18 protein-coding genes are annotated in these 17,259 nt (G+C 73.6%); 5 read left to right on the top strand and 13 right to left on the bottom strand.

Annotated features, from left to right (window positions below; translation table 11 throughout):
* Nucleotides 1-58: 58 nt before the first annotated feature.
* The 7 genes from ACFRQN_RS10535 to ACFRQN_RS10565 all read right to left on the bottom strand — a co-directional run bounded on the left by ACFRQN_RS10535 (nucleotide 59) and on the right by ACFRQN_RS10565 (nucleotide 6,171).
* Entirely contained in the window at nucleotides 59-844 is a 786-nt protein-coding gene (locus ACFRQN_RS10535; protein ID WP_049659004.1) for an MHYT domain-containing protein, read from the bottom strand.
* A 457-nt stretch (nucleotides 845-1,301) separates the two neighbouring features.
* On the bottom strand, nucleotides 1,302-2,252 hold the full coding sequence (locus ACFRQN_RS10540) for an SAM-dependent methyltransferase (RefSeq protein ID WP_074005439.1): 951 nt from the start codon (nucleotides 2,250-2,252) through the stop codon (nucleotides 1,302-1,304).
* A complete protein-coding gene (locus tag ACFRQN_RS10545) occupies nucleotides 2,249-2,872 on the bottom strand; it encodes a cysteine hydrolase family protein (RefSeq protein ID WP_049658999.1) in 624 nt (207 codons plus the stop codon). Before ACFRQN_RS10545 ends, ACFRQN_RS10540 begins: the two co-directional genes overlap by 4 nt.
* Nucleotides 2,869-4,002 (bottom strand): isocitrate/isopropylmalate family dehydrogenase, encoded by a 1,134-nt coding sequence (locus tag ACFRQN_RS10550; RefSeq protein WP_380739692.1) that lies wholly within the window; start codon nucleotides 4,000-4,002, stop codon nucleotides 2,869-2,871. The genes ACFRQN_RS10545 and ACFRQN_RS10550 overlap by 4 nt, the downstream gene beginning before the upstream one ends.
* On the bottom strand, nucleotides 3,999-4,535 hold the full coding sequence (locus ACFRQN_RS10555; RefSeq protein WP_074005404.1) for an EF-hand domain-containing protein: 537 nt from the start codon (nucleotides 4,533-4,535) through the stop codon (nucleotides 3,999-4,001). The genes ACFRQN_RS10550 and ACFRQN_RS10555 overlap by 4 nt, the downstream gene beginning before the upstream one ends.
* Before the next feature lie 252 nt (nucleotides 4,536-4,787).
* Nucleotides 4,788-5,660 carry a hypothetical protein gene (locus ACFRQN_RS10560; RefSeq protein WP_380739694.1) on the bottom strand — a complete coding sequence of 291 codons (873 nt, stop codon included), beginning with the start codon at nucleotides 5,658-5,660 and terminating at the stop codon, nucleotides 4,788-4,790.
* Nucleotides 5,647-6,171 carry a SigE family RNA polymerase sigma factor gene (locus ACFRQN_RS10565; protein ID WP_049660912.1) on the bottom strand — a complete coding sequence of 175 codons (525 nt, stop codon included), beginning with the start codon at nucleotides 6,169-6,171 and terminating at the stop codon, nucleotides 5,647-5,649. Before ACFRQN_RS10565 ends, ACFRQN_RS10560 begins: the two co-directional genes overlap by 14 nt.
* 221 nt (nucleotides 6,172-6,392) lie before the next feature.
* On the opposite strand from ACFRQN_RS10565, the gene ACFRQN_RS10570 reads away from it, so the two are divergent.
* The gene (locus ACFRQN_RS10570; protein WP_380739696.1) at nucleotides 6,393-7,205 is read left to right on the top strand and encodes a maleylpyruvate isomerase family mycothiol-dependent enzyme; all 813 of its coding nucleotides are present in this window, start codon (nucleotides 6,393-6,395) and stop codon (nucleotides 7,203-7,205) included.
* Nucleotides 7,206-7,264: 59 nt separating this feature from the next.
* On the opposite strand, the gene ACFRQN_RS10575 is transcribed toward ACFRQN_RS10570, so the two are convergent.
* Together ACFRQN_RS10575 and ACFRQN_RS10580 are read right to left on the bottom strand one after the other, a co-directional pair.
* Nucleotides 7,265-7,549: a hypothetical protein gene (locus tag ACFRQN_RS10575; protein WP_117484918.1), complete on the bottom strand. Its 285-nt coding sequence runs from the start codon at nucleotides 7,547-7,549 to the stop codon at nucleotides 7,265-7,267.
* A gap of 110 nt (nucleotides 7,550-7,659) precedes the next feature.
* Nucleotides 7,660-8,118 carry a MarR family winged helix-turn-helix transcriptional regulator gene (locus ACFRQN_RS10580; protein ID WP_049654428.1) on the bottom strand — a complete coding sequence of 153 codons (459 nt, stop codon included), beginning with the start codon at nucleotides 8,116-8,118 and terminating at the stop codon, nucleotides 7,660-7,662.
* A 145-nt stretch (nucleotides 8,119-8,263) separates the two neighbouring features.
* Between ACFRQN_RS10580 and ACFRQN_RS10585 the strand changes: the two genes are divergently transcribed.
* The 4 genes from ACFRQN_RS10585 (at nucleotide 8,264) to ACFRQN_RS10600 (ending at nucleotide 13,209) form a co-directional block, all read left to right on the top strand.
* The gene (locus tag ACFRQN_RS10585) at nucleotides 8,264-9,520 is read left to right on the top strand and encodes an alpha/beta hydrolase (RefSeq protein WP_380739699.1); all 1,257 of its coding nucleotides are present in this window, start codon (nucleotides 8,264-8,266) and stop codon (nucleotides 9,518-9,520) included.
* A 127-nt stretch (nucleotides 9,521-9,647) separates the two neighbouring features.
* Nucleotides 9,648-10,181 (top strand): PadR family transcriptional regulator, encoded by a 534-nt coding sequence (locus ACFRQN_RS10590; RefSeq protein WP_074005410.1) that lies wholly within the window; start codon nucleotides 9,648-9,650, stop codon nucleotides 10,179-10,181.
* Nucleotides 10,178-10,864, top strand: a complete 687-nt coding sequence (locus ACFRQN_RS10595; RefSeq protein WP_074005411.1) for an ABC transporter ATP-binding protein — start codon at nucleotides 10,178-10,180, stop codon at nucleotides 10,862-10,864. Before ACFRQN_RS10590 ends, ACFRQN_RS10595 begins: the two co-directional genes overlap by 4 nt.
* A complete protein-coding gene (locus ACFRQN_RS10600) occupies nucleotides 10,861-13,209 on the top strand; it encodes an FtsX-like permease family protein (protein WP_380739702.1) in 2,349 nt (782 codons plus the stop codon). Before ACFRQN_RS10595 ends, ACFRQN_RS10600 begins: the two co-directional genes overlap by 4 nt.
* Before the next feature lie 77 nt (nucleotides 13,210-13,286).
* On the opposite strand, the gene ACFRQN_RS10605 is transcribed toward ACFRQN_RS10600, so the two are convergent.
* The 4 genes from ACFRQN_RS10605 to ACFRQN_RS10620 form a co-directional block, all read right to left on the bottom strand.
* On the bottom strand, nucleotides 13,287-14,366 hold the full coding sequence (locus tag ACFRQN_RS10605) for a hypothetical protein (protein WP_380739704.1): 1,080 nt from the start codon (nucleotides 14,364-14,366) through the stop codon (nucleotides 13,287-13,289).
* Between the two features lie 471 nt (nucleotides 14,367-14,837).
* Nucleotides 14,838-15,254 carry a hypothetical protein gene (locus tag ACFRQN_RS10610; protein WP_380739706.1) on the bottom strand — a complete coding sequence of 139 codons (417 nt, stop codon included), beginning with the start codon at nucleotides 15,252-15,254 and terminating at the stop codon, nucleotides 14,838-14,840.
* A 282-nt stretch (nucleotides 15,255-15,536) separates the two neighbouring features.
* Nucleotides 15,537-16,226, bottom strand: a complete 690-nt coding sequence (locus tag ACFRQN_RS10615) for a DUF6518 family protein (RefSeq protein ID WP_380739708.1) — start codon at nucleotides 16,224-16,226, stop codon at nucleotides 15,537-15,539.
* Nucleotides 16,223-16,795, bottom strand: coding sequence for a VanZ family protein (locus ACFRQN_RS10620; protein ID WP_380739710.1), 573 nt, complete (start codon nucleotides 16,793-16,795; stop codon nucleotides 16,223-16,225). The genes ACFRQN_RS10615 and ACFRQN_RS10620 overlap by 4 nt, the downstream gene beginning before the upstream one ends.
* Between the last annotated feature and the right edge of the window lie 464 nt (nucleotides 16,796-17,259).

Genomic DNA, 17,259 nt, shown 5'->3' on the forward strand with positions numbered 1-17,259 from the left:
CCCGTTGTCCGGGCCGCCCCCGGGGCGTCGGTGCCGTGCGCGCGGCACGGCGGGCCGGTCAGGCGCCGCGGTCGAAGAGCTTGACGCGCAGCGGCTCCCGGGCCGGTACGTCGACCGGGTCCTGCGGGGAGAGGGTGAGGACGAACCCGCCGATCGCGATGACGGCCATGATGGCGACGGCGAGCGGGACGACGAACTGGGAGGCGGGCAGGCCGGCGGGCAGGAGCCGGTCGTCCAGCCGGACGGAGACGGAGGCCATCCCGGTGTAGTGCATGGCGGTGACCGCGACCCCGGCGATGAGGGAGGCGACCAGCGAGGCGGCGAAGCCGGTGATGTTGAGGGTCATCCACAGCGCCGCGGTGGCGGCGGCCACGGCGATGGCGATGGAGACGGCCACCAGGACGGGGTCGTAGGAGACCACGCCCTGGACCTGCATGGCGGCCATGCCGAGGTAGTGCATGGCCGCGACGCCGCAGCCGGTGACGGTGCCGCCGATCAGCAGGGAGGCGAGCGTCCTGCGGCGGTAGCCGACGTACAGGACGCCGGCGCCGACGACGACGATGGCCAGCAGGAGGCTGCCGAGGGTCTCGGGGACGCGGTAGACGACGGACGAGCCGGTGACGGCGAAGCCCATCATCGCCATGAAGTGCATGGTCCAGATGCCGCAGCCGAGTTCGACCGCGGACAGCAGCAGCCACCCCAGACGGCGGGCCGGCGGCAGGGTCAGGGCCCGTACGGTGCAGCGCAGTCCGAGCGCCGCGCCGGTGCAGGCGATGAGGTAGGACAGGACCGGGTTGATCCAGCCGTAGTGGAACCCGTCGATGTGGGCGGTGTGGGGATGCATGGTCACCTGGAGTGCGTTCGTGCGGGGGGACGGGCGGAACGCGCTTCTGCCCGGGCCGGTGCGGCGACTGCGGGGTCTGCCGGTCCGGCCGGGGATCAGGATCCGATTCCTGAAGGATCGTATAGCGACGAACAGTTTCCGCGAAATCGACAACCGGGTGAACCGATGAGGATCGGTCAGGTGAATCCGCCGGCGTCCGGCATTTTCCGGCACCTTCGCCGGTCACGTGGGGATCGGCGAAATCCCTTGCCGTGCATCGGAATTGACGTGGACCCGGGCCCCGGCCAAGGGCGGCGCGAGGCGGCGGAATCCATGATCGACATTACGTCGAGTAATGCGGTTTTCGCAGCGGGTGCATCCTTTTCCCTTTCGGAAAACCCCTTGGATAATCCCGCCCGTCCGGCGGGGGAGCCCCCCCCCGCCGAACGGCAGGGAATGCCGCGGAATGCCGCGGAATTCAGCGGCGTCCCGGGATGCCGCCCGGGACGCCGCCCGGCCGACCGCGGCGGGCGGCGAAGACCCAGCGGTTGGCCGCCAGGGCGTCGTCCGGCTCCGGCGCCGGACCGCGGCCGTGCAGGGCGGTGAAGTCGTACGGGCTGCGCACGGCCACCGTCCAGCCCAGGCGGGTGAGTTCCGCGGCGGAGTCGGGGCGGGGGCCGGCGTCGAAGAGGGCGCGCAGATCGATGCCGAGCCGCTCCCGGGCCGCGACGTACGCGGGGGCCGTGCGCACCGCCGGCGGTTCGGCGGCCACGTCCTTGAGCTCGTACGCCAGGGTGCTGCCGGGCGCGCTGAGCCGGTGCACGGCGGCCATCAGCCGTCGCTCGGCCTCGGCGGGGAGGTAGAGCAGCAGCCCCTCGGCGAGCCACGCGGTCGGCTCCGCCGGGTCGAAGCCGCCCTCCAGCAGCGGCCCGGCCCAGTCGCCGCGGAGGTCGGCGGCCAGCGGGCGGCGCTCGGTGGCGGGGGCCGCGCCCGCCGCGTCGAGGACCGCCCGTTTGAAGGCCAGCACCTGCTCGGTGTCGATCTCGTGGAGGACGCGGCCGGGCGGCCAGTCGAGCCGGTACGCCCGGGAGTCCAGGCCCGCGCCCAGGATGACGACCTGGCGCGTGCCGGCCCGCGCCGCGGCCAGCAGGTGGTCGTCCAGGACGCGGGTGCGCAGCCCGAAGTAGCGCCCGAGGCGCCCCCACAGCGGGTCGGCCTCCGCGTCGGGGACCTGGTCGGGGTGGAGGGGCCAGTGCGCCGAGGCGGGGGAGGCGCGCACGAAGTGCTCGGCGAGCGGGTCGCGGGCCAGGGCGTCGGGGCGGTGGGTCTCGATGGCGCGGGCGGCCGCCACCAGCAGGGCGGTGCGGCCCACTCCGGAGGCGACGCCGTGCGCCGCGGCCGCGGCCGTCCCGTCCTCCGGTCCGGTCAGGGCGTGCACGGGTCCTCCTCGTGCACGGGCGCCGTCCACGCCGCGGGGTCGTCGCCGGTGGTGGTGCGGGCGCCGTACAGGACGCGCATGAACCGCAGGACCTCGTCGTGGGGCAGGTGCAGGGAGGTGGTGCAGTCCGTCAGGACGGTGATGTGGAAGCCCTTCTGGAAGGCGGTGCGGGCGGTGGAGTCCACGCAGACGTCGGCGTAGAGGCCGGCGAAGACGAGGTGCCCGGTGCCGCCGGCGCGCAGGTGCTCCTCCAGGCCGTCGCCGAGGAAGGCGTCGAAGCAGGCCCGTTTGGTGAAGACCCGCTCGCCCGGGGCCGGGGCCACCCCGTGGAACCGGGCTCCCCAGGTGCCCTCCAGGCACTTCGGCCGCTTGCCCAGCCGCCGGTCCCGCGCGCGCCAGGCCGCGCCCTGGTGGGCGGTGTCGCCGAGGAAGCGGACGAACACCACCTCCACGCCCGCGCGCCGGGCCAGGTCCACCGCCCGGACGCTGTTGGCGACCACGGCGTCCAGGACGGCGCCGTCGCCGCCGAACCGGGCCCTGGCCACCGGCCCGGTGCAGAAGTCGTTCTGCAGGTCCACCACCACCAGGGCCGTTCCCGTCCGGGCGCTCACGGCCCGCCCACCGGGGTGGTGGATCCGGTGGGCGCGCCGGGCAGGTCGAGGACGTCGACCAGCGCGTCGACCACCGCGGTGGTGGAGTGCCGGCCGCCGAGGTCCGGGGTGTGCACGCCCTTGTCGTCCAGGACGGCCAGGGCGGTCTCGACCGCCCCGACGGCGCCGGACACCGCGGCGTGCCGCTCGGCGACGAGGGCCGCGGCGCGCAGGGTGGCCACCGGGTTGACCAGGTCGCGCCCGGCCAGGTCGTCGGCGGACCCGTGCACGGTCTGGTACTCCACCAGTCCGGCCGCGCCGGGGCCGAGGTACACGTTCTCCGTGCAGCGGCTCTCCTGCCGCTGGGCGCCGAAGCGGTCCAGCAGGACCACGTGCATGATGTCGGCCCACTCGTTCCCGGCGATCAGCAGGGTGCGGTCCGGCAGGCCGTGGGTGATGAGGTTGCGGTTCACGGTGTCGGGCTGGAACACCTCGATCCGTATGCCCAGCCGCTCGGCGATGTCGGCGACCCAGGCGTCGAACGCGCCGTCCAGGAGATGGAACTTGTAGGCCATGACGATGCGGTCGATCCGCCCGTCGGGCCATTCGCGCCGGGCCCGCTCCAGGGCGTGGCGGACGACGGCCTCGGTGGTCTCCCGGCTGAAGGCCATGGTGCGGACGACCTCTCCCGGGGTGTGCCGGTTCTCCCCGGTGTAGAAGCCCTGGGCCTGGTCGCGGACCAGGAGCAGTGACGTTTCTCCTTCCCGTAACAGGTCGACCTTGACGGCGCGCAGGCGGTGGCGCACCAGGTACAGGGACTGGGCGTTGATCGCGGTGCGGAAGACGGCCGTGGTGCCGGCGTCGGCGAGGTCTCGGCAGAACCGCTCGTAGTGCTCCGCGTCCTGCCCGGTCAGGTCCTGGATCCCGGCGGGGCCGGCCAGCGGGCGCAGCGAGACGTAGGAGTGGTAGAGGCGCGGGGAGCGGACGATCCGCACGCCCGTGGGGCGGGCGGCGGTGAGCACCCGCAGGACGCGTTCGAAGACGGCGGCGAGCTCGGGGCCGGTGCCCCGGCCCACCGCCAGCCCGATCGCGGGCTGCCCGGCGCCGGGCACCGGCGCCGGGCCGGTGCCCTGGTGGGCGGCCGGGGTCACCGGGCCGTCCCGGGGACCAGGCGGTCGCCGGGGATGCCGGCCTTCTCGGGGCGGTAGTAGTCGCGGATGCCCTCCGCCCAGACGGCGACCGGGACGCGGTCGCCGTCCACCGGGCCGAACGCGTCGAACAGGGCCGTGGTGTTCCGGTGGTCGAACCCGATCGCGGTCATCAGGGCGAGGAAGTCGGGGCGGGTGACCAGGCCGTCGCCGTCCGGGTCGCCGAGCTCGGAGAGCGCCCGGGCGAACTCGTCGATGGTGGCGTCGAAGCGCTCCGGGTCGAGCACGACGGCGGTGAACTCCTCGGGGCTGATCCGTCCGTCGCCGTCGGCGTCCAGCTCGGTCACCAGCGTGCGCCAGTAGCGCTGCAGGGCGTCGAGCAGCCGGTCCCTGGCCTCCTCGTCGGCCTGGGGGAGCGCCGCGACGACACGGCTGCCCATCAGGTCGAAGTCGGCCGGTTCGATGGCGCCGTTCCCGTCGGCGTCGAACAGTGAGAACACGAGCCCGACACGGTCGGTGGCTGCGGTGGTGGGCATGGCGGTACACCTCGGTCTTCCGGACGAAGGGCGCCGGGCCCGTGCCTCGGCGACCGCTCCACTATCCGGTCCCGGCCCGGCCGTCGGCGCGCGAAGTACGGCCGGACCACCCGATCGTGGGCAATGCGCCCGCGCGCGCATGACGGGCCGGTCGGTTGGACAGATAGTCAGGCTGGCTCGTGCGACGGCCCGCAGCCGCCGCCGGGGTGCCGTCCGGCCCCTCGCGCGTGGCGAGGGGCCGGACGACGGGGCCTATGGCGTTGCCGCCCGGCCCGTGGGGCCCGGCGAGCGGCCGCCCGGCGGGGCGGAGCGGACGGAGTCGAAGGCCTGCCGCGCCTGGCGCACCGTTGGGTCGGAGGCCTGCCGCAGGCAGGCCGTCACCTCGACCACCGCGGCGGGGCCGTCGCGGTCGATGGCGCGCAGGCCGGTCAGCTCGCGGTCGCCGCCGAGCGCCGCGCACTCCTTGTCGAGGGCCGTGTCGCCCAGCCCGGACGGGTCCGGGCCGAGCTTCTCGGCCAGCCCCTGGTCGTCCACCAGCCGGAACGCGAGGACGGCGCCGTCCACGGCCAGTCGCCCGGCGAGCGGGCAGCGGGCCGCGACCGTCGCGCACGACGGGGACGCCCCCAGCGGCTGGGTGCCGAGGTAGCCGAACCGCTCCCGGGGGTCGGCGCTCGACGCGGCCAGGGCGTGCCAGTTCACCGGCGGGTCGAGGACCATCTCGGGCAGCCGGGGGAAGAAGACCGTCGCCCCGCTCCCGGCGGACGGTTCCCCCGGCACCGTCGGGGCGGGCGAGACCGACGGGGCCGGCGCCGCCGCCGGGGGCGACAGGACCGGGGCGGACGCGGAGCCCGCGGGCCCCGTCGCGGCCCCCCGCACCGGTGCCGGCGCGAGCGCGGGCGCGGCGGCCAGCACGGCGGCGGTGAGTCCGGCGGTGAGGCCCGCGGCGAGCCCGGCCGCCCGCCGGCGGCGCCTGGACCGCTCGACCCGGGCGAGGACGCGCTCCATCCGGTCCTCCGGCGAACCGAGGGCCGGGACGGCCCGGTGGAGCAGGATCCGCAGCTCCTCCTCGTCGTCGGGCCCGCCCTCGCCCGGACCGTACGGGTCGAGCAGGTCAGCGCCGTTCACGGGGTCCCCCGTCCAGCAGGAGTTCCCGGGCCGGCAGCCGGCCGCGCAGGCCGGCCAGCGCCCGGTGCGTCTGGCTCTTGACGGTGCCCGTGCTGCAGCGCAGCACCTCGGCGGTCTCCTCGACGCTGAGGTCCTCGAAGAAGCGCAGCACCACCACGGCCCGCTGACGCGGCGGCAGCGACCGCACCGCCTCGGCGACCACCCGGCCGAGCACCACCCCGTCGTACGGGTCCGGGCCTGGCGGCGGCTCCGGCAGTTCGCCGTGCGGCAGCTCCCCGGTCCAGCGGCGCCGCCACCAGGAGACGTGGCAGTTCACCAGGACCTTCCGCAGGTACGCCTCGGGCCGGTCGGGGGCGATGCGCGTCCATCTGGGCCAGACCTTGGCGAGCGCCGTCTGCAGCAGGTCCTCGGCCTGGTGCGGGTCGCCGGTCAGCAGCCAGGCGGTGCGCAGGAGCTTGGGCCCGCAGGCGGCGACGAACTCCTCGAAGTCCGGCGGTGTCGCGTTCGTCATCCTGCCGTCGTCCCCGCCATGGTGTCCGTGCCGTCCCCGTCTGCCGTGGCGGCCGCTCGGGCCGCGTGTTCGTTCTTGCTCTCACGGCAGCTCGACGCGTCGGGGGGCGGTTCGGGTTGCCTGCGGGCGCGGACCCGCGAGCCGGTCCGGGAGTCGGCCCGGTGCCCCGGGCGGTGCGGGGACCTGGACAGCGGCGCGGCACTCGTCCACGCTTCACCTCCATGACTCTCCCCCCGCACTCTCCCGGTGCCGCGCGCACCGCGCTCTTCGAAGAGGTCACCGCGGTCGGCGACGAGGCCGTCGCCCTGCTCGCCGGCTGCCGCGGCGACACCCGGATCCCCGGCGCCGAGTGGACGGTCGCCGAGGCGGCCGCCCACCTGGCGATGGCCAACGAGCTGATGGCCGCGCTGGCCGCCGGCGAGGAACGGCCGTACGGGGACGGCACCCCGGGCTCGCTGGCCGCGGCGAACGCGGCCTCGCTGGCCGAGCGGCCCGAACGGGACCCGGACGTGCTCGCCGAGGAGATCGCCCGGCGGGCACGGGAGTTCACCGTGGCGGCCGCCCCGCGCGCGGGCACCGAGCCGGTGTCGACCCCGCTCGGCCGGATGGACCTGGAGACCCTCGGCGCCTACCTGCTGACCCACATGCTGGGCCACCTCTACGACATCGCCGTCGCCCTCGGCCGCCCGCACCCGATCGACCGGCGCCGGGTCGGGCTGGCGATGCCGTTCGTGCGCACGGTCATGCCGCGGGTGACGGACGCCCGCGCCGCGGCCGGCCACAGCGCCTGCTACCGGCTGCGCGGCCGGGGCCTGGACGGGTTCGCGGTGACCTTCACGGACGGCGCCGCCGCGGTGAGCCAGGACCCGCCCCGGCGCCCGGACTGCACGATCCTCGTCGAACCGGTGGCGTTCCTGCTCATCGCGCTGGGCCGGCGCAGCGCCCCCGGCGCCCTGCTGCGCGGCGAGGTGCTCGCCTGGGGCCGCCGCCCCTGGCTGGCCCCATCCTTCCCCGGGCTGTTCGCCGCCCCCTGACCCCTGACCCCTGACCCCGCCGGGCGGCCCGCCCGGGCCGGGGCCGGGGCCGGGCCGGGTTACGCCGGACCGGGGGCGCGGGCCGCCGCGCCCCCCTCGGCGTCGCGGCACGCCCCGCAGGTGTTCCAGCGCGGCCGGCCGGGCCCGGGGGAGCGGTGCGGGGCGAGGGTCATCTCGGAGGTGCGCAGGCCGCACAGGGTGAGCGGCCCGCAGACGCCCGAGGCCTCCGCGGGGGCGGCGTGCGCCATCCGTACCGGGTTCTCGGGGTCCGCCGGCACGCGGCCGGGGCCGAGGATCCGCACGTTGGTCGGCGTATCGGGTTCGAGCACGATGACGGTGTCCACCTCCACAACCTCGCCGCAACGCCGCCCCCCTGCACCCGCACAGCGGCATCCGGCCCAGCCCCGGCGCCCCCGGACGTCAGGGACGCCCCCGCTCCGGCTGGTTCACGGCGTCACAGCCGGTCGTAGACGGCGGACAGCCGCTGCAGCACCTCGGTGGCCCGGTCGAGGGCGTCGTCGTCGTAGTCGCCCAGGTCGCCGTGCAGGGCGTCGGCCAGCGCCCGCTGGCGCTGGTCGTGCAGGGCCCGGCCGGTGTCGGTGAGGGCGACCAGGACGGAGCGCTTGTCCTCGGGCTGGCGGGTGCGGGTGACGTAGCCGGCCGCGACCAGGCCGTTGACCAGCTGGGTGGTGGCGGCGCCGGTGGTCTCGGTGCCGGCGGCGAGCCCGCCGATGCTGAGGGGGCCCTGTTCGGCCAGGGTGCGCAGGGCCCGGGCGTGGGTGAGGGAGAGCGCGCCGGGGGTGCGGGTGGCGCGTCCGCGCAGCCGGGCGTCGGCGGCGCTGAGGCGGTAGGCGGCGCGGGCCAGGCGGTCGAGCGCCCGGGCGCGGTCGTCGGTGGGTGGCGGCTCGGCCATTGGTCGGTCCTCTTCGTCGGGTTGACAGCAGCCTAGCCTCGGGACTTAATAGCTAAGTACTTATTCATTAAGTGCTTAGCCAATCGGATCCCGCCGGGGGACCCGCAACCGGATCCCCCCGTCGGACCCCGCAAAGGAGACCGTCATGACCGTCCGTTCGACCGGCCAGAGCTGGGCCCTGGACATCGCCCTCGCCCAGGGCGGCTTCGACGCGCTGCACCCCGAGGCCGTCGGAACCATGGAGCAGCTGGGCCACGACCACACCGACTTCGCCAAGGTCTTCGCCCTGGTCAGGAGCGGCGCGATGCTGCCCAAGGCGTGGGCGACGGTGGCCGGCCAGGCCGAGGAGCGCGCCGCCCACCACGAGCGCGGCGGCTTCGCGCAGACCGCCGCCGACCTCTACCTGAGGGCGGCCGTGATGTGGGGCCGGGCGCAGTACTCGCTCTTCGACGCCGCCGACCCGCGCAAGGCGGCCATGCGCGAGCACGCCAACCACTGCGTGGAGCGCCTGGGCGCGCTGCGCGAGGGCCGGGTGCGGCGGGTGGAGCTGGACTTCGAGGGCTCGCGGATCTTCGCCCTGCTGCACCTGCCGGCCGGGCCGGTCCGCAACGCGCCGGCCGTCATCCTCGGCCCCGGGATGGACATGATCAAGGAGGACTACATCTGGGCGGCCGAGCGCTACTACACCTCGCGCGGGATGGTCGCGCTGTCCATCGAGGGGCCGGGCCAGGGCGAGAGCCGCGCCGGCGGGCTGACCGTCGACCTCGGCAACTACGAGCGGGCGATCGGCCGCTACCTCGACCACCTGGCCGCGCTCCCGGAGGTCGACGCCGACCGGATCGGCATGTTCGGCATCTCGATGAGCGGCTACTGGGGCTCCCGGGCCGCCGCGGCCGACGGCCGCCTGGCCGCGCTCGCCGCCTTCGAGGCCGTCACCGGGGACTTCGCCACGATCTTCGAGCGCGCCCAGCCGACCTTCAAGAACAACTACATGTACATGGCCGGGTACACCGACGAGGAGGCCTTCGACCGCGACCTCGCCCACCGCATGCCGCTCGGCGACCTGGTGGCCGACATCGCCTGCCCGGTGCTCCACGGCATCGGCGAGTTCGACGAGCTCACCGACCTCGCCCAGGCCCTGGAGAGCTTCGAGCGCATCCGGGCGCCGAAGGAGCTGCGGGTCTACGAGGACGAGTTCCACCCGCTCGGGGGAGTGGCGGCCGAGGTCTTCCGGTTCGGGGCGGAGTGGCTGGAGCGGGCCCTGGCCGGCGAGTTCACCGACCCCGGACGGGACGTGCGCCACTACGTCCACCGCGACGGCCGCACCACCGACGGCAGCGCCGACCCCACCTGGTGGCTCGGCACCGCCCCCGCCCCGCTCGCCGCGCTGCGCCGCGGCTGACCCTTCGCGGATGGACGGCCACGCCCCGGGGCACCTCCACGCCCCGGGGCGTTCCCCCGAGCCCTGCGGCGGCCCCGTACACCTCGCTATACACACCATGTATACATGGTGTGTATAGTCCTTGATCATGTCACTCGGACAGATGCTCCTCGGCTTCCTGGAAGCCCAGCCCCGCCACGGCTACGACATCAAACGCCTCTACGACGAGCACTTCGGCCGCGACCGCGCCCTGCACTACGGACAGGTGTACGCCACCCTCTCCCGCCTGCTGAAGAACGGCCTCGTCGTCGTCGAGGGCGTGGAAGCCGGCGGCGGCCCGGACCGCAAGCGCTACGCCATCACCGACGCCGGCGTCACCGACCTCGCCGACTGGCTCGCCCACCCCGAGGACCCGCAGCCCTACCTGCAGAGCACCCTCTACCAGAAGGTCGTGCTCGCCATCCTCACCGGCCGCTCCGCCGCCGACGTCCTCGACACCCAACGCGCCGAACACCTGCGGACCATGCGCGAACTGACCCGCCGCAAACTCGCCGGCGACCTCGCCGACGAACTGATCTGCGACCACGCCCTGTTCCACCTCGAAGCCGACCTGCGCTGGCTCGAACTCACCGCCGCCCGCCTCGACGACCTCACCGCCCGCCTGACGGAGACCCCGCGTTGACCACCGCCGAACCCCTCCTCCACGCCCAGGACCTGCACAAGTCCTTCGGCCCCACCCCGGCCCTCGCCGGCGCCTCGCTCACCGTCGCCGCCGGCGAACTCGTCGCCGTCATGGGCCCCTCCGGCTCCGGCAAGTCCACCCTCCTGCACTGCCTCGCCGGCATCACCCGCCCCGACCAGGGCGCCATCACCTACCAGGGCCGCTCCCTCACCACCAGCACCGACAGCGAGCTCAGCGCCCTGCGCCGCACCGACTTCGGCTTCCTCTTCCAGTTCGGCCAACTCGTCCCCGAACTCTCCTGCCTGGAGAACGTCGCCCTCCCGCTGCGCCTGAACGGCACCCGCCGCAAAGCCGCCGAAGCCCGCGCCGCCGAATGGCTGGAACGCCTGGAAGTCGCCGACACCGCCGCCAAACGCCCCGGCGAGATCTCCGGCGGCCAGGGCCAACGCGTCGGCGCCGCCCGCGCCCTGATCACCGGCCCCCGGGCCGTCTTCGCCGACGAACCCACCGGCGCCCTCGACTCCCTCAACGGCGAACGCGTCATGAAACTGCTCACCCGCGCCGCCCGCGAGAGCGGCGCCGCCGTCGTCCTCGTCACCCACGACGTACGGGTCGCCGCCTACGCCGACCGCGAGATCGTCGTCCGCGACGGCCGCACCCGCGACCTGGCCACCACCCGGTGAGCGCCACCGACCCCCGGGTCCGCCGACCGCACCTGGACCAACTCGCCCTCGGCGCCCGGCTCGCCGTCACCAGCGGACGGGACGGCTGGGGCCGCCTGCTGCTCACCGCCTGCGGCGTCGGCCTCGGCGTGGCCCTCCTGCTCTTCACCGCCTCCTTCCCCGGCCTCGTCCACCACCGCGACCAGCGCCTCTACACCCAGAACGACACCTTCCGGGACGAGGACCTGCCCACCCCCGGCGACCGCACCGTCCTCGTCGCCACCGCCGACACCGCCTTCCACGGCACCCCCGTCCGCGGCCGCGTCGTCCAACCCGAAGGCCCGAACGCCGCACTCCCGCCCGGCCTCGCCGCCTACCCGGCCCCCGGCACGATGGCCGTCTCCCCGGCCCTCGCCGACCTCCTCAAGGACCCCGCCAACCACCTGCTGCGCGAACGCCTGCCCTACCCCGTGACCGGCACCATCGGCCCCGCCGGACTGCTCGGACCCGGCCAGGCCGACTACGTCCTCGGCGGCGACCACCTCTCGGTCGACACCGGCGCCGTCCGGATCACCGCGTTCGGCCACTTCTCACCGCCCAAAGACATGGACCCCAAACTGGTCCTGCTCAACGCCGTCGGCCTGACCGTGATGCTCGCCCCGGTCGGCGTCTTCCTCGCCGCCGCCGCCCGCTTCGGCGGCGAACGCCGCGACCGCCGGCTCGCCGCACTGCGCCTGGGCGGCGCCGACCGCCGGATGACCGCCCGGATCGCCGCGGGGGAGTCCCTGGTGGGAACGGTGCTGGGCCTGGCCGCGGGAACGGCGCTCTTCCTCCTCGGCCGGCAGCTCATCGGACGCGTCCGCCTCGCCGGATTCAGCTTCTACCCCGAGGACGTCGCACCCCAGCCCGCCATCGCCGCCGCGATCGCCGTCGTCGTCCCGCTCATGGCCGTCGGCGTCACCCTGCTCGCCATGCGCCGGGCCGCCCTCGACCCGCTCGGCACCGTCCGCCGCTCCGACCCCGGCCAGCGCCGCATCGGATGGCGCCTCATGCTGCCACTGGCCGGCCTGTCCCTGACGGTCTTCGCCCTCACCCTCTCCGACCCGGCCCAGGACACCCGCGGCTCACTCCTCGTCGCGTTCGGCGTGCTGCTCACCCTCACCGGCGTCTGCACCCTCCTGCCCTGGCTCGTCGAAGCCGTCACCCGACGGGCCGGCGGCGGCCCCCTGTCCTGGCAACTCGCCACCCGCCGCCTGCAGACGGGCTCCGGACCGGCCGCCACCGCCGTCAGCGGCGTCGTCGTCGCCATCGCCGGCGCCATCGCCCTGCAGACGCTCTTCCTCGGCATCAGCACCCAGTACGAGCAGTACGCCCGGCCCCAGCCCACCACCGGCCCCTACCGGCAGTCGGTGACCTTCCCCGGCGGCGCCCCCACCGCCGAGGCCCTCGCCGACCGCCTCGCCCGCAGCCCCGGGATCCAGGCCACCGCCGCCTACACCGAGTTCGCCCTGGAGAGCGCCACGGCCAAGTCCTGGGAACTGCCCTCGGTCCGCATCGCCTCCTGCGCCGTCCTGCGCGGCTTCGCCGCCCTGCCGGACTGCAAGGACGGCGACGCCTTCGCCCTCCAGGGCCCGACCGCCCGCCCCGGCGCCGGCTCCGTCGAGCCCGGAACGACCGTCCACGCCGCCTACTACCGCGGCACCGGCGAACCGGCCCCCTTCCCGCTGCCCGCCCCGACCGCCACCGTCGCCCCCGTCCAGGACGCTGACCCCAACGGCCGCATGGGATCGGGCCTGCTCCTGCTCACCCCCGCCGCCGTCCCCGTCGACGCCCTGCGCGGACAGCCGGCCACCGTCCTGGTCTCACTCGCCGACGCGCTCCCGGACCCGAACGAACACCTCACCACCGCCGTCATGGCGATCGACCCCCAGGCCCGCACCGAATTCCCGCTCGACCCCGCCCCCGACGCCACCTACCTCGCCGTCAAACGCCTGCTGACCGCCGGATCGGCGATCACCCTCCTGCTGGTCGCCCTCAGCCTGCTGGTCGGCCAACTGGAACGCCTGCGCGAACAGCGCCGCGTCCTCGGCGTCCTGAACGCCGTCGGCACCCCCCGACGCGACCTGGCCCTGTCCGTCCTGTGGCAGACCCTCCTCCCGATGGCCCTCGGCCTGGCCCTGGCCACCGCCGCCGGCCTCCTGACCGGAACGGTCCTCCAGTACTCCTCCGGCGTCCCCCTGAACACCGACTGGGCCTCCCTGCTCGCCATGACCGCCACCGCCGCGGGCGCCGTCCTCCTCACCACCGCCCTCGGCCTGCCCCAACTCCTGCGCCTGATGCGCCCGGACGCCCTGCGCCACGAATAACCCCGCCCCCGCCCGGGTGGGTGACGGTCAGCCGGCCCGGGCGACGGCCCCGGGCCGGTCGACCGTCACCGGCGCGGTCAGCCGCCGGCGGCCGATCCGTTTGGGACCGGCCGCCAGGGGGAGAGGTCGACGGCACCCTGGACGTACCCGGCCTTGTTCCAACTGCCGTTCGCGTGGCGGATGGTGTGGAAGAGCGTGCCGCTGCTGGTGCAGGTCTCGAACACCAGGTGCAGCTCGTTGTCCACGTTGGCGCCGTCGGCGCCGCACACGTAGAAGGGCTGGTCGAGGACCTGCTGGCCGATGGGCCCCCAGCCGCCCCAGTTGCCGTCGGAGGTGCGGATCGTGTGGTAGACGGCGATCTGGCTGTTGTTCACCACGGCGACCTGAAGCTGTCCGTTGATGCCCGCCGCGACCACGTCGTGCGGCGCACCCCACGGGGAGGGGGTCCCGGCCGCGCCCATGATGTTGCCCCAGCCGTCCCAGGTGCCGTTCGCGTGCCGGATGGTGTGGAGCACGCTTCCGTCGTTCGACACGGTGGCCACGATGTGGAGTTCACCGTTCACCTCGGCCGTCGCGAGGCTGGAGAACCGGTCCGAGCCGAGTCCCGGAGGGGCACTGATCGCCCCCCAGGGCTGCCAGTTCCCGTCCGGGCCCTCCACGGTGTGGACGAGCCGGCCCGAGGGGTCGATCGCCGCCAGCTGGACCTGGCCGTTCACCACCGCCGCGCCGGCCCTGCCGGTCTGGAAGTACTGGCTGGAGAGGGGCAGTTCCGCCAGGCCCTTCATCGGGGTCGGCGCGGGCCAGCTGCCGTCGGGCTGCTGCGTCGACTGGACGAACTGCGTGCTCATCGGACCGGAGTACCGGAGGCCGAGCAGCCGCAGCCGTCCGGAGTCGACGACGGTCGTCCAGTACCGGAAGCTGTAGAACTGCGGGACCTCCCTGGCGGCGTCCCAGGTTCCGTCCGGCGCCCGACGGGTCTGGACGACCTTCCCCGGATCGGCGCGCAGCAGCAGGTTCAGCCCGGCGGTCGGCGCCTCAGCCGTGACGGCCCGGGGCGCGGCCCCGGCCGGCGCGGCCGTCATCACGGCGGCGAGCGCCACCGCCGAAGCCAGCATCGAGGCGACGCGCCCCCGGTGCCGACGCTTGGTCTTCCACATGTCGTGTTCCCCCCTGCGCACATGGGCCCGATCGGGCCGGGTGCTGTCCTATCAGAGCCCGAAGGTCGATGGAAAGCGAAAAAAGCCACCCGCCGACTGCCGGAGACAGCCCGCCTGCCCCCGCCCTGTCCAACCGTCCCGGCCCGGTGGCCGGGCCGACCCGAAGCCCCCGCCGCGCGACGGGGGCGATCATCAGGCCAAGATGGCGCCGACCGCCGGCGCCGGGACGGATGGCCTCGCCGCGCAGAAGAGACGGAGTGCCGCCACGATCCAGCCCGTACACGACAGAGTCGGGCTGCACCCGGACCGAGCGGAGTCCGATCGCGCTCAAGGACGCCCGGGCCGTCGTCGCCGCGTGCGAGGAGACGGAGCACTGCCGCTCCCGGTGCGAAATGCACCGGGAGCGGCAGTGGTCACGGCGGTCCCACGCTGGACGGCGTCAGGTCTGCCGAGTGGTAGAAGTACCGTGGGTCAGCAGTCGCTGACCGCCGGGGTTTGGAAACGTCCCTGGCCCGTGACGCTGAGGAAGCCCACCACGCTGTTGCAGAGAACGTTGAGGTTGTGCCAGGCGTAGGACTTGGTCTCCCCGGCGTTGATGCTGAATGCCCCGGCATCGTTGTAGTCGGTGCCTTGGTAGTTGAAGCCGAAGCGCGCCGTGACAGCGCCTCCGGCGCTCTTCGAGTAGGTCACCTCGACGGTCGATCGAGCGTCCTTGATCCGGACACAGAGGGTTCCGTTGCTGAGGCTGGTGCACCTGCTGGTGTCCAGGATGGATGCCGGCGCCTCTCCCGTCGACGGCGCCTCTGCTGCGGCGGCGGGAAGGGCCCCCGCTCCGAGTAACAACAGGGACGTCGCGGCGATCGTTCCTGCCTTTGTCAAGCTTCGCATGGGATTCTCCCTGGTATTCCTGGGCCCTGATCGGGCTTCGGAATCGACCTTATTAATCGGTGATCGTGCACGCAATGCTGAATTGACTCTTGGCTGGAACGGCTCGGCGTTGACCCGCTAATGGTGGCCATCATTCCGGTTTTTGAATCATGATATCCGTATCGAGATGCCGATTTTTGCCGGATGGGATGTGTTGCGGAATTGAAAATGGAATGTCATGATTTGGCCGCGCGGGTTTATGGGTGATATGTCGCAGGTGAATTCTGGCCCGGCGGCCAGAATTCACCACGATCGGAGCAGGTGGAGCGACTGCGCGGTGCTCCACAGGAAGAACCCGATCGCCGACGTGCAGACCAAGGAGCCGAAGGCGGCAGCCGGCCTCAGGCCGCGACTCACCCACAGGGCGCCCCCGAGCGGCGCGGCGATCAGCAGCAGTGAGATCCAGACTCGTGCGGTCGCGTCACCACCGAACATGTAGGACCGCGTCGGACTCCAGGCGTAGAGGCCCTGGACCACCACCAGGCCCCCCAGGACGCCCGCGGCCAACGACTTGGCGAGGGCGGTGCCATGGGTGATCCGCCATCCAAGCGCGCCGGCGGCGGGACCGGCGACGACCGCCACCATCGCCCAGAAACCGGTCTTGTCCACCAGATAGCCGCCGCCGGCGCTGGGTCTGATGTGCACTACGGCGTTCCCGCCGTAGTAGGTGAGCACGGCGAGGACCATGATCAGCGCGCCTGCGCAGGCCGCTGTCAGCAGCCTCTGACAGGCTGCTCCCAGAATCCCGGCTCCCACTCCCCAGGCGACGCCAGTGCTGGCGGCCACCGACAGAATGGAACCGAGCTGACCGGGGACAGTGTCGGCGACCAGGGCCACGACGCCCAGCGCCAACCCCGCCGGGACGGCGAGTGCGCAGACGACCGCGTCGGCCGGGCGAGTGGGTGATTTCGATTCCCGCGGCACTGGGGTCACCGGGTCACCGTCGTTCCATCGCGGTCCTTCTGCTGGGTGCGGTTCGCTGTGCCCAGCGAGAGGATCCTGTGCGCAGCGAGAAGCAGGGCAACGCCCAGGAGGTATCCGGCCGTATTGCCCGCGACGTCCATGATGTCGGAAGAGCGGCCGCTCTTGGTCAGCCACTGCACCGATTCGATGGCGACGGAGAGGGCGAAGCCGAAGCCGAGGCCGAAGAGGCGGCGACTGAACCCGGTGAACGCGACGACTCCGAGCGGGAGCATCATCGCCGCATTGAGGATGAGCTCCTCCCAGGCGAGGCTGTGAGGTTGCGCGGCATCGTCAAGGAATGCGGCCGGGGTGAGGTTGAGGCTCCGACCGCTGTGGCCGATATTCCCCCAGCCGCCCTGTGGCCGAAGGGTGATGTAGAGGATGACGGCGGATGCGATAACGGTGGCTACCTGGGAGATTCGCACCATCAGTCGCCTATTTTTGCGTAAGGCGATCGCAAAGGCGAACGCGCAGGTGAGGGCCGCCAGCATGCCGATCGTCACGGTCATGACGTTTACATGGAGGGCAATCTTCCACATGGGGGCAAACTCCGATCGAATGATTCGCCAGGGGCTGTCGCCTCGGAACACGATAGTGGCAGATGCCTGTCCAGCCCCAGCCCATGTGTATCCGGAGGTCTAGGCAGCAGTCGTTTGCGGAGAAACCGGAAAGATGGAGGGCGATCGGAAGTCGGGAATCAGAACCGTCCGTGCTCCCGGCGACCCGGTGGCGTCCCGTCAAGCCGCGGCCGGTGGGCCACCACCGTCCAGGAGCACGCCAAGCCGTTCCTGGGCCACCGCCTTGGCGGTGGCCGTTGGAGGGGTCACCCCTCCGGCGCCGCATGGCTCTCCACCCCAACCGCTCTCACCTGCCCTCCCGCCCTGCTCCGTGGGCCGTGCGAACCTGGACGGCTCGCCACCGTCGGTTCGGGCACCGTTGCCCACGGGGACCTCGTCGGCCACAGCCCCGCACCCGGACGCACGCGCCGCCGGCTGCACCGCGC

Origin of the sequence: Kitasatospora sp. NPDC056800, from assembly GCF_042789775.1 — a bacterium.
Classification (GTDB): Bacteria; Actinomycetota; Actinomycetes; order Streptomycetales; family Streptomycetaceae; genus Kitasatospora.

Coding starts and splice junctions, on each gene's coding strand:
- ACFRQN_RS10535 (WP_049659004.1), bottom strand. CDS start 844: ATGCATCCCCACACCGCCCACATCGACGGGTTCCACTACGGCTGGATC.
- ACFRQN_RS10555 (WP_074005404.1), bottom strand. CDS start 4,535: ATGCCCACCACCGCAGCCACCGACCGTGTCGGGCTCGTGTTCTCACTG.
- ACFRQN_RS10565 (WP_049660912.1), bottom strand. CDS start 6,171: ATGACGAACGCGACACCGCCGGACTTCGAGGAGTTCGTCGCCGCCTGC.
- ACFRQN_RS10570 (WP_380739696.1), top strand. CDS start 6,393: ATGACTCTCCCCCCGCACTCTCCCGGTGCCGCGCGCACCGCGCTCTTC.
- ACFRQN_RS10580 (WP_049654428.1), bottom strand. CDS start 8,118: ATGGCCGAGCCGCCACCCACCGACGACCGCGCCCGGGCGCTCGACCGC.
- ACFRQN_RS10585 (WP_380739699.1), top strand. CDS start 8,264: ATGACCGTCCGTTCGACCGGCCAGAGCTGGGCCCTGGACATCGCCCTC.
- ACFRQN_RS10590 (WP_074005410.1), top strand. CDS start 9,648: ATGTCACTCGGACAGATGCTCCTCGGCTTCCTGGAAGCCCAGCCCCGC.
- ACFRQN_RS10605 (WP_380739704.1), bottom strand. CDS start 14,366: ATGTGGAAGACCAAGCGTCGGCACCGGGGGCGCGTCGCCTCGATGCTG.
- ACFRQN_RS10610 (WP_380739706.1), bottom strand. CDS start 15,254: ATGCGAAGCTTGACAAAGGCAGGAACGATCGCCGCGACGTCCCTGTTG.
- ACFRQN_RS10620 (WP_380739710.1), bottom strand. CDS start 16,795: ATGTGGAAGATTGCCCTCCATGTAAACGTCATGACCGTGACGATCGGC.